General features: G+C 41.0%; 9 protein-coding genes. 4 read left to right on the forward strand and 5 right to left on the reverse strand.

The features are described from left to right. The first annotated feature begins 282 nt into the window (after positions 1-282). The 4 genes from ushA (PE36_RS08870) to PE36_RS08885 all read left to right on the forward strand — a co-directional run bounded on the left by ushA (PE36_RS08870) (position 283) and on the right by PE36_RS08885 (position 7,644). Positions 283-1,950: a bifunctional UDP-sugar hydrolase/5'-nucleotidase UshA gene (gene ushA, locus PE36_RS08870; RefSeq protein ID WP_006031664.1), complete on the forward strand. Its 1,668-nt coding sequence runs from the start codon at positions 283-285 to the stop codon at positions 1,948-1,950. A gap of 107 nt (positions 1,951-2,057) precedes the next feature. Continuing rightward, the gene (locus PE36_RS08875) at positions 2,058-3,176 is read left to right on the forward strand and encodes a porin (protein ID WP_006031665.1); all 1,119 of its coding nucleotides are present in this window, start codon (positions 2,058-2,060) and stop codon (positions 3,174-3,176) included. A gap of 52 nt (positions 3,177-3,228) precedes the next feature. Further along, the gene (locus tag PE36_RS08880; RefSeq protein ID WP_006031666.1) at positions 3,229-6,063 is read left to right on the forward strand and encodes an ExeM/NucH family extracellular endonuclease; all 2,835 of its coding nucleotides are present in this window, start codon (positions 3,229-3,231) and stop codon (positions 6,061-6,063) included. A gap of 141 nt (positions 6,064-6,204) precedes the next feature. After that, a complete protein-coding gene (locus PE36_RS08885) occupies positions 6,205-7,644 on the forward strand; it encodes an endonuclease (RefSeq protein ID WP_006031667.1) in 1,440 nt (479 codons plus the stop codon). Positions 7,645-7,761: 117 nt separating this feature from the next. Here PE36_RS08885 and ushA (PE36_RS08890) read toward each other — a convergent pair whose 3' ends face one another. The 5 genes from ushA (PE36_RS08890) to oppB form a co-directional block, all read right to left on the reverse strand. Further along, positions 7,762-9,411, reverse strand: a complete 1,650-nt coding sequence (ushA, locus tag PE36_RS08890; RefSeq protein WP_006031668.1) for a bifunctional UDP-sugar hydrolase/5'-nucleotidase UshA — start codon at positions 9,409-9,411, stop codon at positions 7,762-7,764. A gap of 266 nt (positions 9,412-9,677) precedes the next feature. Then, positions 9,678-10,727, reverse strand: a complete 1,050-nt coding sequence (oppF, locus tag PE36_RS08895; RefSeq protein ID WP_006031669.1) for a murein tripeptide/oligopeptide ABC transporter ATP binding protein OppF — start codon at positions 10,725-10,727, stop codon at positions 9,678-9,680. Further along, positions 10,721-11,686 (reverse strand): ABC transporter ATP-binding protein, encoded by a 966-nt coding sequence (locus PE36_RS08900; protein ID WP_006031670.1) that lies wholly within the window; start codon positions 11,684-11,686, stop codon positions 10,721-10,723. Before PE36_RS08900 ends, oppF begins: the two co-directional genes overlap by 7 nt. A gap of 21 nt (positions 11,687-11,707) precedes the next feature. Continuing rightward, a complete protein-coding gene (gene oppC / locus PE36_RS08905) occupies positions 11,708-12,610 on the reverse strand; it encodes an oligopeptide ABC transporter permease OppC (protein ID WP_006031671.1) in 903 nt (300 codons plus the stop codon). A gap of 10 nt (positions 12,611-12,620) precedes the next feature. After that, the gene (oppB, locus tag PE36_RS08910; protein ID WP_006031672.1) at positions 12,621-13,541 is read right to left on the reverse strand and encodes an oligopeptide ABC transporter permease OppB; all 921 of its coding nucleotides are present in this window, start codon (positions 13,539-13,541) and stop codon (positions 12,621-12,623) included. Positions 13,542-13,608 lie beyond the last annotated feature (67 nt).

Below are 13,608 nucleotides of genomic sequence, written 5' to 3' on the forward strand. Positions count from 1 at the left end.
ATTTGACGAATGTTTTATTTTTTTTAAATAAAATGATGAAGCAATCGCTCTAAATCACAGTTTTAGAATTTAACCTGCTACGAACTTGGCTATTTAAAACATTGATGTATAGTTGTTTCCCCTACATTAACCATCGACAACAGTCAGATTGATTGGAGTGTCGGTAATGGTAACGATTGTCGGCATTCGTGGCATCAGCAATGAAGCTACATAAACCTTATCTTCAATTTAATCTTGAAGGCTTGTATTTCTACAGTAATTAATATTTTTAGGCGTAAAACTATGACTTATAAAAACCTCGCTTTAACCACGTTAGCACTGGCAATTGCAACTGGTTGTTCCAGTTCAAATATTGACCAATTAGATAGTACAATTTCTAGCCATGATTGGATCCAAGATAAAGCATACAATCTGACCATTCTGCATACTAACGATAACCACGGTAACTTCTGGCAAAATAAATACGGTGAACGCGGTATGGCTGCGCGCGCTACATTAATCAATAACATCCGCGCCGAGGTAAAAGCCGAAGGCGGTTCGGTACTGCTGTTATCGGGTGGTGATATTAATACCGGAGTGCCTGAATCAGATCTACAAGATGCGGAACCCGATTTCATCGGCATGAATATGATTGGTTACGATGCGATGACATTAGGTAACCATGAATTCGATAATTCACTAGACGTATTAGCCAAACAAGAAGGTTGGGCAAACTTCCCCTTCATCTCTGCGAATATCTATAAAGATGGCAAGCGCATGTTCGACGCTTACAAAATCTTTAACAAAGACGGTATCAAGATTGCGGTTATCGGCCTAACGACTGAAGATACAGCCAAGATCGGTAATCCTGAATTTATCGGTGAATTAGAATTCCGCGATCCAAAAGTTGAAGCCAAAGCAATCATCGCTGAATTGAAAGCAACTGAAAATCCAGATGTGATCATTGCGGCAACGCATATGGGTCATTACCTTAACGGTGACAACGGCTCCAATGCACCGGGTGATGTGCAACTGGCTCGTTACTTAGATGAAGGCGATTTAGACATGATCGTGGGTGGCCACTCACAAGAACCAGTGTGTATGGAGGGTGCTGAATATGCGAAATTCAAACCCGGTCACGACTGTGCACCTGACGTGCAAAATGGTACTTATATCGTGCAAGCACATGAATGGGGGAAATACGTAGGCCGTGCTGATTACACCTTTATCAATGGTGAGTTTACACTGCAGTCATACAACCTTATTCCAGTTAACTTAAAGAAAAAAATCAAAGTTGATGGTAAGAGAAAACGCGTATTAATCCAAGATGAAATCGCCCAAGATCCGGCCGTATTCGCAAAACTAAAACCCTTCCAAGAAAAAGGCCAAGCAGCATTAAACATCAAGATTGGTCAGTCTGATGGTCTATTACAAGGTGACCGTAACGTTGTACGTAACAACCAAACCAACCTTGGTCGCTTGATCGCAACAGCGCATATGCAACGTGCAAAAGCAGACTTCGGTGTCATGAATTCAGGTGGGGTACGTGCGTCAATTGAAGCAGGCACAATCACTTATAAAGACGTACTAACCGTACAGCCATTTGGCAACATCGTGACTTATGTCGATATGTCAGGTGCTGAAGTGATGGATTACTTAAATGTAGTCGGCACGAAGACCAAAGATTCAGGTGCGTTCGCACAATTCGCCAATATCTCGATGACAGTTGCAAACGGCCAGGTATCTAATGTGGTCATTGCGGGTAACGCTATCGACCTAAAGAAAACCTATCGTTTCACTATTCCATCGTTTAATGCGGCGGGCGGTGACGGTTATCCAAAAATCACTACACACTCAGCGTTTGTCAACACTGGCTATGTAGATGCAGAAGTACTGAAAGAATACATCGAAGCAAACTCACCGATCAATGTCGCTGATTTTGCACCAAAAAATGAAATAACTTATCTGTAAGCTGCAATAAAACAACAATAAAAAAACAATAAAAAAACAATAAAAAAACAATAAAAATAATAGCCGCACAATAATGTGCGGCAAACCTTAAACGAGGTATAACAACAATGTTAAAGAAAACAGCTCTTGCCCTAGCAGTCTCTACATTATTTGTAGGCGCAGCAGCCCAAGCCGCAACCATCTATGATAACAACAATGGCGACACCCTTAAACTCTACGGCGAAGTCGGTGTTGGTGGCCATTTTGGTCCTAACTACGAATACGGCGAATTTTATCAATCTCCTATTGCTGACAATGAACAAGGTTACGGCAACGAATTGGAAAGAAGCTACATCGACGATAGCTTTGCCACTCTGGGTGTGAAAGGTAATTACCAAGAAGTTTACTATCGCCTTGAACTAGATTATGAACGTGAGAACTGGGTTGGAGGTTCAGGCGATATGGTACTGAGCATCGATAAGATGTTTGTCGGTTATAACATCACTGAAAACCATGCTATTGAAGTGGGTATCACCGATACCGCCTTTGACGATTATGATAAACATGGTGACTTAACATTTGATTCCACAGTAGAAACTGGTGAAGCCGGTGATCAGGCGAATACCATCAAGTATGAAGGTAAGATCTGGAACATTAAATTAGGTACTTCTTATTCATATCAAGCAGAATCATCATCAGGTGCACCGTTGGGTGATGTCGTTAATGGTTATATCGGTTACTTTGGTAACATCGTATCAGCGGTTGTAGGTGTTGAACAACGTGCAGGTTCGAACGGTGAATCTAAATACGGTGAGCAACAATTAGTTGGTTTTGGTATGCGTGTAAACGTAACCGACGCAATCACTCTGGGCGTTAATGGTTATATCGAAGATGAAGATAAAGCACAAGAATCAACAACAGTTATTAATAATTCATCAAATATTAATGATGACGTAAAAATATACAATGACTACCAAACTCTAAGAAATAAAGGTGCATTAGTATCTGCAAGTTACAAATTTACGCCTAAATGGGAATTAACTGGTTCTTATAACTACGAAGAATATGAAAAATGGGCAATCAAAAATATTGAATACGACACAACACCATACTCTTGGGGCGACGAACGTACTTGGAGCACTGTTGGTGTGAACTTCCGACCGTCAAGTTCCGTTATTTTTGCTATTGAAGGCAATTTCGGCGAAGCGGCACAAGATGCTTACGCTTACGCCCGTGTTTATTTCTAATATTCCTGTCGTTTAGATACGAGAAACAGTTAAACAAATTTAAGGTAATACCATGAAAAAGAAATTATTAGCACTCGCCATCGGCAGTGTATTATCCGCAGGCGCACAGGCGAGCATTAATGATATTATTATCAGCGAATATGTCGAAGGTACTAGTAACAATAAAGCCATTGAACTTACCAATACAGGTCCTGATAGTTATACCTTTCCAAGTAATATCGAACTGCAATATAGTTCGTTTAGCAACCAAGTTCGAGATGCGGCAGGAGCCAATGTATTAGAAGGCGTTACAATTGCAGCAGGAGCAACAGTTGTTATCTATAACGGTAGTGCAGACAGTACGTTAACAGATGCCATTACAGCAAGTGGCGTAACAGGTGTTAGAACGGCAAGCTTTGCTGAACAAGGTCACAATAGTTTAAATTTTAACGGAGATGATACCGTATCTCTTGTTGATACTACTGCCGGTACGGTTCTTGATGTTATTGGTGAAAACAGTGATTGGGGTGCCAATATCACTTATCGTCGTAGACTATTAGACGGTGACTTAACACCTGTTCAATCATCAACATTTGTGCAAACAGAGTGGGAAGGATTTGCGACAGATAGCTTTGATGACCTAGGAACAGCGACATATTCAGCATATCAAGCACCAATCAGTGCTGTAGCATTAGAAATGATACCTGCCGATGAAGGTTCATTTAAAGCAATGCTTGCACGCTATGTTGATGTAGAAGTCATCATTAGCGCTGATATTGACCCTAATGAAGCAGGTGATCAAGGTTTAGTGATCACGCGTAGTTTTGGATTTAACGTCAACGGCTACAGTAATAACATGAGCGCAGCCTACAAACGTGTAAATATTCAACCAAATCAGGAATTTACTGCAGGAAGTTCTTTCGCTGTAAATCAAGAAAATGAGAACAAAAATAACACGCTCATCATTGACAGCGCTTCATCAGTTGACGATGGTGAAATAGCTTATTACCCAACATTTCATACGGATGCCGCCAATAACGCTATCCGTATTAATGATAAAATTATAACGATACAAGGTAAAATCGTAGAAAGTGAATTTGGCTATAAACTCCTTGTAACAAAAGAAGTGGATAGTTCCAACTTCGACCGAACTGAGCGACCAGTAAACCCAACGCTTAGTACAACGGTAGAAGATGGACATTTTGCCATCAAAATTGCGACTCAAAATGTATTGAATTTATTCAACTCTCCATTTGGCGGAGCTGATAACTTGCATGGCGGAAATCGTGGTGCCAATACAGAGCTCGAATATTTACACCAAAAAGCCAAACTAGTAGAAGCTGTTTATGGCTTAGATGCTGATATTGTTGGCTTGATGGAAATAGAAAATAATGGTTTCTCAGATACCGGCACCATTGCTGAATTTGTAGATGCCATAAATGCTAAATATTACAATCCTAGACCTGAAGATAAAAATGATCCAGAGTCATATGTTAATAAGTATGTATTTATTGGCTTCGATTCAAATGATGATACCGTATTGGATGAACTAGATTCTATTGGTTCTGATGTTATCACATCCGGTATTATCTATCGTCCATCAAAAGTCAGTATCAAAAGTACTAAGATCATCCCTATGCCACAACAGCATGCGCCAGTAACTCGTGATGAGAATGGTAATGCAGTAATCGACCAAAAAGGTCTGGTATTAGAAAGTGGTGATAATTACCAACGAGATACAGTGACAGCAACGTTTGTAGTAAACCAAACTGGTAAAAAATTGACAGTTGCAGTAAATCATTTTAAATCTAAAGGTTCGACTTGCCACGAAGATTGGGCAGGTGTTGACTTCAGCGCAGATCAATTTAACAGCGCTGGCCAGTATACAAATGATGACGGTAACGATGATGCACCTGATTTAGATTTTCAGGGACAATGTGAGAATTTCCGTGTTGCCGCGGCAGTACAACTCGGTGACGAATTAGAGAAAATCGGTGGTGATCGTGTCGTAATTGGCGATATGAATTCATACGCAAAAGAAGATCCTATTTTAGTTCTGACTAAAAATACAACTAATAAAGTGATCAAAACAGCACGTGATACTTTCATCGGTAAGACACCTCAGTTTAGTAAGTCAGGTGACCCAGTCGTCGTTGAAAAAACGTATGGCTACATTAGTGCAGTAGGTAAAAAAGATGAGGAACGTGGAGAAGTTAGCTGGAGTTATGCATACGATGATTCAATTGGTTCTCTTGACCATATCTTAATTACACCGTCATTAGAGTCTCGCCTTATTGATGCAACAGACTGGCATATCAATGCAGCTGAATCCGTCTACTACGATTACAGCACTTATCGTCTAGATGAGACAAATGGCCTAGTATTTTCAAAAGGTGAAAATGGATCTACTAATTTTGTTGTAGACGATGCATATCGTTCATCAGATCACGATCCAGCCATTATGTCTATGTCATATAAATATGGCGAGGTAAGTGATGGTCAACTTCTCCACCTAGTTATTGAAAATGGTGCAGCCAATATTCCTTACAGTATCCCTGCCGCGACATCCGTAAAAGCGGGTGATACTGCAGAAATATCATTATCATCTGACGTTGATATGAGTGAGGTTTTACTTCCTACAGTCGCTATCACTGCAGATGGCCAATCATTAGCTCATATTGAAGTATATGGCATAAATGCAGGCACTTATAACGCGACAATGACATTGGTGCGAGATGGTAAATTGATGTCTGAGTTTACTCAATCAATAACAATTGAAGTGGCAAAAACTGATTCATTGACACCAAAGATTGTCATACCAGAAAGCGATAAGTCGGGCGGTTCATTCGGTATCTTCGGTATTTTATCACTATTAGGTTTAGGTTTCTTACGTCGTACTAAAGCGTAATAAATGGCTATCTAATTTAACGACAAGACAAGTAATCACTTATTACTGAGATCTAGGATATCAGTAATAAGTTATTTGATGTGATTGCTATTCGTCAATCGTTAACAATCCTCTTTAAGCTAAATTTATAGGTAACTAAATATGAATAACAAAACCAAAATAGCCATTGCGCTATTATCACTTACCTCGCTGGTTGCGTGTGATAGCAGTGATGAAACGGCAACAATTAGTAGTAACACAACTGTCGGAGTGACCGCGCCTGCTGGCGTCGATGTAGCTGTTAATGGTAGTTTTGAAAATTGGGAGGCTGATGGCACACCTACTGCTTGGCCAACCATTGATTCAGGAATAACCGTCACTCAAAATCAAAATATTGATTTTGTTAAAACAGATTTAAATTCTGCCATTGTTACGCTTACGAGTACTAGTAACCAAGATTTCCGTCAAAATTTAGATGTGGTCGGTGGTAAAACTTACACCATGACTATGTCTATTTATCATACAGAGGGCGGAATGAAAATACGCGCTTATATGGGGGGGAATTACGCGGATTATAACAATAATCGATCTGATCCTGCCTTAGTGAATCAGTGGCAAGATTATAGCTTTGAGTATGCAGCGACTGACACTAAGAATATCGAAATTGGTATGCGTTTTTATGATTATGGTTCTTTTGATGGTGAAGAAATTGTCTATATCGATAACCTAACCGTAATGGAAACGGGTGAAGATGTAGAGCCTGCACCTCTTCTACCACCACCTCGTATTGGTGATGATCCAGAAGCCCTAAAAGCATATTATCAGAGTGCTGAAGGCAAAACCGATTTTGAATTAAAAACGGCACTTTATAATATAATTAAAGGTCATACTAACAAAACTTATGGCGATTTATGGACTTTCATGTCTACTTACTCATTAGATACTTATTATGAAAATGATAATACTATCTTAGATATGTACACAGAGATCCCTTCTGCATCAGATAGTTTCAATTTCAGACCTGGTGCTACCGATGATGGTGGTAATCAATGCGGTAATTACTCAGCTGAAGGTGACTGTTATAACCGTGAACACTCTTTCCCAAAAAGCTGGTTTAACGATGCTTATCCTATGTATAGCGATGTTCATCATCTTTTTGCAACAGATGGCTTTGTAAATGGTAAACGTAGTAACTACCCGTATGGTGAAGTTGAAACCGCTACTTATACATCATCGAATGGCAGTAAATTAGGCTCACCAACGGCAGCAACAACAACGCTAGGCTTTACGGGCGATACCGTATTTGAACCGATTGATGAATTTAAAGGTGATTTAGCCAGAACTTATTTTTACATGGCAACGCGTTATGAAGAGACAATTGGCTCATGGGAAACTAACTCTACAAACTCAGATGCTGTATTAGATGGTAGTAAAGATGCAGTATTTGAACCTTGGGTAATTGCGATGTTAAAACGCTGGAACGAAAATGATCCAGTAAGCCCGAAAGAACAATATCGTAATGATGCAGCATTTCAATATCAAGGTAACCGTAATCCGTTTGTAGATCATCCTGAATATGTAAGCGAAATTTGGGGTAACTAATCGTTACTTTTACTCGAATAAATAAAAAAAGGCGAATAAACATCAGTTTATTCGCCTTTTTAATCACTTCACTTTATGACCGCATGTGATTGCGATTTAAAAAATTACATATTTATATTAATTGTAAACCATTTCACTTTTTGGCTCAAAATCAGCGACGTTAATCGGTGAGTTGGCTTCAATGTACTCTTTCAGTACTTCTGCATCTACATAACCAGTATTGACAAAGGCAGAGTGTGTAGTGATTTTTGGATAACCATCACCGCCCGCTGCATTGAACGATGGAATAGTGAAACGATAGGTTTTAGCTAGGTCGATATCTTTACCCGCAATGGCCACGTTAGACACTTGCCCGTTTGCAACAGTCATTGAGATCCCAGCGAATTGTGCGAATGCACCAGAGTCTTTCATCTTAGTGCCGACTACATTTAAATAATCCATCACTTCAGCACCTGTCATATCAACATAAGTGATGATATTGCCGAACGGTTGTACCGTTAATACATCTTTATAAGTGATGTCACCGGCATCGATTGACGCACGTACACCACCAGAATTCATGATACCGAAGTCTGCTTTTGCACGTTGCATGTGTGCTGTTGCGATCAAGCGACCAAGGTTTGTTTGGTTGTTACGTACAACGTTACGATCACCTTGTAATAGACCATCAGACTGACCAATCTTGATGTTTAATGCAACTTGGCCTTTTTCCTGAAACGGTTTTAACTTTGCGAATACAGCTGGATCTTGAGCGATCTCATCTTGAATAAGCACACGCACTTTTTTACCATCAACTTTAATTTTTTTCTTTAAGTTAACCGGTATAAGGTTATAAGCTTGCAGTGTGAACTCACCGTTTTTGAAGGTGTAATCAGCACGACCTACGTATTTACCCCATTCATGTGCTTGCACGATATAAGTACCATTTTGCACGTCAGGCGCACAGTCTTGACCAGGTTTGAATTTTGCGTATTCAGCGCCCTCCATACACACAGGCTCTTGTGAATGACCGCCCACGATCATGTCGAGATCGCCTTCGTTCAGGTAGCGTGCCAATTGCACATCACCCGGTGCATTGGAACCGTTGTCACCGTTAAGATAATGACCCATGTGCGTGGCTGCAATGATCACATCTGGATTTTCAGTTGCTTTTAATTCAGCGATTAATGCTTTGGCTTCCACTTTTGGATCGCGGAATTCTAATTCACCGATAAATTCAGGATTACCGATCTTGGCTGTATCTTCAGTCGTTAGGCCGATAACCGCAATTTTGATACCGTCTTTATTAAAGATCTTGTACGCGTCGAACATGCGCTTGCCATCTTTATAGATATTAGCAGAAATGAAGGGGAAGTTTGCCCAACCTTCTTGTTTGGCTAATACGTCGAGTGAATTATCGAATTCATGGTTACCTAATGTCATCGCATCGTAACCAATCATGTTCATACCGATGAAATCGGGTTCAGCATCTTGCAGATCTGATTCCGGTACACCAGTATTAATATCACCACCCGATAACAGCAGTACCGAACCGCCTTCGGCTTTAACCTCAGCGCGGATATTATTAATCAGCGTGGCACGTGCCGCCATACCGCGTTCACCGTATTTATTCTGCCAAAAATTACCGTGGTTATCATTTGTATGAAGAATGGTGAGATTATATTCTTTATCTTGTGTCCATTCGTGCTGAGGCTGTTGGTCAGCTGTAGCGCAACCAGTTGCAATGGCAATCGTTAAAGCAGAGAGCGCAATATTTTTAAGTTTCATAAGGTAGTCCGATTAATCAGGAATGTGAGAAAAATAAAACCTTTATTTAAAATAACAGGCTTTATGTTGGATAATACTATTAAATTTATAAGCTTAGAACCAGTAGTAAGCGTTAACGTAACCTAGCGCATAAAGTGCAGCCTAATACAGGGCATTATCGAGGGGGCATTCATAAATAAGCAAAAAAATACCTATCAACGCTTCGTTGACAGGTATTAGGTGTTATGACTATTTTATTTTGTACTTAGACCTTTATAGCAAAGACATTAAGCCACCAGCAAACAAGATACTGCATGTGTTTCATCACCAGCAAGCTGAGGTTTGGTCTCGGCACAACTTGCTTTCGCAACAGGGCAGCGGGTACGGAATACGCAGCCTGATGGTGGGTTTAACGGTGATGGTAAATCACCTTCCAGCATTTCAATTTTTTTCTGACGCTCAAGTATCGGATCAGGAATAGGCACGGCCGACATCAGTGCTTTGGTGTACGGATGCTTTGGCTCTGCAAACAAGGCTTTTGACTCACCCACTTCGACAGCATTACCAAGATACATCACCAATACCCGATCTGAAATGTGTTTCACAATCGATAAATCATGGGCGATAAAAATCAGGCTTAAACCCAGTTCTTTCTGCAGGGATTGTAATAAGTTCACCACCTGTGCTTGAATCGATACATCCAATGCCGACACCGGTTCATCACAGATAATCATTTTAGGTTTTAAAATAAGTGCACGGGCAATACCAATACGTTGACACTGACCACCCGAGAACTCATGCGGATAACGGTTGATCACGTTTGCCAATAAACCTACCTTGGTCATCATATCCTTCACCTGCTCTTTCACTTCCACTTTAGATAACTGTGGAAAGAAAGTGCGTAGCGGCTCGGCAATAATATCACCCACTGTCATACGTGGATTGAGTGACGCTAGCGGATCTTGGAAAATCATTTGAATTTCTTTACGCTTTTCACGCATTTCATTGTACGGTAACCGCGTTAAATCTTGACCTAACCAAACCACATTACCAGCGGCTGCTGGCACAAGCCCAATTAAGGCGCGGGCAAACGTCGATTTACCACAACCCGATTCCCCGACTATACCTAGCGTTTCACCTTCGTATAACTTGATACTGACACCGTCAACGGCTTTAAGCTTGCTCGGCTTCGCCCAAGGCCATAACGACTTCGACGGAATATCAAACTGCACCTTCAGGTCATTCACTTCTAATAGCAGTTTTCTGTCGGCGACTCTATTTGTCTTTGCCGCTTTTACAGCAACAGGTTCTTGCTTTACTACATCAGTCATTACCATGTCCCCTGGTCTGAGAAGCAGGCACGTAAACGATCGCCAGCAAACGGGATTAATTGCGGTTGTTCTTGTTTACAGTGTTCTTGTACACGATGACAACGATCTTGATATGCACAACCTTTTGGCAATGCTAACAAGTTAGGTGGATTACCCGGAATAGTCGGTAAAACATCATGCTCGGTATCTAAACGTGGTATAGATTTCAGCAGCCCTTCAGTATAAGGGTGGCTTGGAGTATAGAAGATGTCATTTACCTTGCCATACTCCATGGTACGGCCAGCATACATCACCAATACCTTGTCACAACTGCCCGCCACTACACCTAGATCATGGGTGATCATAATAATCGCAGTATTAAACTGGTCTTTTAATTCATTCAACAGCTGCATGATCTGTGCTTGAATGGTTACGTCTAATGCGGTTGTCGGTTCATCTGCAATCAGCAGTTTAGGACGACATAACAATGCCATTGCGATCATTACACGCTGACGCATACCACCCGAGAATTCATGGGGATACATATTAATGCGCACGCGAGCATCCGGGATTTTCACCGCTTCTAGCATAAATACCGATTCTTCAAAGGCCTCTTTGCGTGACATACCTTTATGATGCGTTAGTACTTCCATCATCTGTTCACTGACCTTCATGTAAGGGTTCAATGATGTCATCGGATCTTGGAAAATCATCGCAATCTGTTCTGCACGCACATGATTTAATTCTTTTTCTGGTAGATTTAAGATCTCACGACCTTCAAATTTAGCACTGCCAGAAATAATGCCATTCTTTGCTAATAGTCCCATGATAGCGAACACAGTTTGTGATTTACCGGAACCAGACTCACCCACAATACCCAGGGTTTCACCCGGTTCCAGTGAGAAATTCAAATCATTAACAGCAGTTACAGTGCCGTCTGGGGTGGTGAACTCGACTCTAAGGTCTTTTACATCTAATAAACTCATAATGCTTCCTTAATCTTATTCTTATCGGTCTTTTGGATCTAATGCGTCACGAAGACCATCACCCACATAGTTAAAGCAGAACAGTGTGACTACCATGAATAGCGCAGGAAAACCTAATTGCCAAATTGCTATTTCCATCGTTTGTGCACCTTCTTGCAATAACGCTCCCCAACTGGTCATAGGCTCTTGCACGCCTAAGCCGAGGAAGCTAAGAAAAGATTCAGTTAAAATCATACTTGGAATAAGTAGCGTTGAATAAACGGCAACGATACCTAATACGTTCGGTACGATATGGCGGGTAATAATGCCCCACTTGCTAACACCACAAACATGGGCAGCTTCGATGAACTCTTTACCGCGTAAACTTAGCGTTTGACCACGGACAATACGCGCCATGTCTAACCACGCAATCGCACCAATCGCCACAAAGATTAAGATAATGTCACGACCAAAGAAGGTCACTAACACAATGACCAAAAACATGAATGGAATAGCGTAAAGGATCTCAAGGATACGCATCATCACCCTGTCAGTTTTACCACCGATAAAGCCCGATGCAGCGCCGTACAATGTGCCGATAAGCACAGCAACGAATGCACCCATCACACCAACCATCATCGAAATACGACCACCGATAAAGGTACGTACTAATAAATCACGCCCTAAACTGTCAGTACCAAACCAATGTTCTGCCGAAGGAGCCTGATGCATCGCATACCAATCGGTATCATCAAACGCATATTGACTCAACATAGGGACGAAGATCACTGACAGTGTGATCAAAAATAAAATGAATAAACTGACCATCGCAGCTTTATTACGCATGAAACGAATACGCGCATCCTGCCATAAACTGCGGCCTTCAATTTCTAAATTTGTCGAGAAGTTGTTTAGTGCTTCTACTTTATCTGTTTTAGATAACATACCTAATCCCTTAGTAGCGAATTTTCGGATCAACATAAGCAAGTAGAATATCCACTACTGCATTGAATAAGATAAACAAGAATCCGATCAGGATCGTGACACCCATAACCAAGGAATAATCTCGGTTAAATGCCGCGTTAACAAATAGCTTACCAATACCCGGTAAACCAAAAATAGTTTCAATCACGACCGAACCAGTAATGATACCCACGAAAGCAGGTCCCATGTAGGAAACGACCGGCAGCATTGCAGGTTTCAATGCATGTTTCATGACAATATATGGAAAGCTCAGTCCTTTCGAACGCGCAGTACGAATAAAGTTACTGTTCAGGGTTTCAATCATGCTACCGCGAGTAATACGCGCGAAAGTAGCAACATATAACATCGACATACCCAACACAGGTAATACCATGTATTTAAACGAGCCATCTAACCAACCACCAGCAGGGAACCAACCAAGATCAATAGAAAAAAGATAAATAAGGCCAGGTGCGAGTACAAAGGAAGGCAGTACCACCCCGATCATTGCAGTTGACATAATACTGTAGTCTAACCACGTATTTTGATTTAAAGCCGCTATGGTGCCGACGAAGACGCCGAATACCAGTGCGAATACAAACGCGAAAGCACCAATTTTTGCTGATACCGGTAATGCCGAAGCAACCAGTTCATTAACGGTAAAATCTTTGTATTTAAAAGAAGGACCCAAGTCACCTTGAATAACGTTGGTAAGATAAGTGATGTATTGCTCAAACACGGGTTTATCAAGACCGTACTTAGCGTTAATATTTGCCATGACTTGTGGCGGCAGCGTTCTTTCACTTGAAAATGGACTACCAGGTGCGAAACGCATAAGGAAAAAAGAGACTGTGATCAATACCAGCATAGTGGGTATTGCTTCCAGAATTCGTTTTAAGATGAATTTAAGCATAATCTAACTCAATCTGTGACAATTTAAATATCAGAAAGGACTGCATGCGTTATTCCGCATGCAGTTT

This window comes from Moritella sp. PE36 (genome assembly GCF_000170855.1).
Taxonomy (GTDB): domain Bacteria; phylum Pseudomonadota; class Gammaproteobacteria; order Enterobacterales; family Moritellaceae; genus Moritella.

What these genes read in the sequence shown, in the direction of transcription:
- ushA (WP_006031664.1), top strand. Translation starts at nt 283, where the DNA reads ATGACTTATAAAAACCTCGCTTTAACCACGTTAGCACTGGCAATTGCA.
- PE36_RS08875 (WP_006031665.1), top strand. Translation starts at nt 2,058, where the DNA reads ATGTTAAAGAAAACAGCTCTTGCCCTAGCAGTCTCTACATTATTTGTA.
- PE36_RS08880 (WP_006031666.1), top strand. Translation starts at nt 3,229, where the DNA reads ATGAAAAAGAAATTATTAGCACTCGCCATCGGCAGTGTATTATCCGCA.
- PE36_RS08885 (WP_006031667.1), top strand. Translation starts at nt 6,205, where the DNA reads ATGAATAACAAAACCAAAATAGCCATTGCGCTATTATCACTTACCTCG.
- ushA (WP_006031668.1), bottom strand. Translation starts at nt 9,411, where the DNA reads ATGAAACTTAAAAATATTGCGCTCTCTGCTTTAACGATTGCCATTGCA.
- oppF (WP_006031669.1), bottom strand. Translation starts at nt 10,727, where the DNA reads ATGGTAATGACTGATGTAGTAAAGCAAGAACCTGTTGCTGTAAAAGCG.
- PE36_RS08900 (WP_006031670.1), bottom strand. Translation starts at nt 11,686, where the DNA reads ATGAGTTTATTAGATGTAAAAGACCTTAGAGTCGAGTTCACCACCCCA.
- oppC (WP_006031671.1), bottom strand. Translation starts at nt 12,610, where the DNA reads ATGTTATCTAAAACAGATAAAGTAGAAGCACTAAACAACTTCTCGACA.
- oppB (WP_006031672.1), bottom strand. Translation starts at nt 13,541, where the DNA reads ATGCTTAAATTCATCTTAAAACGAATTCTGGAAGCAATACCCACTATG.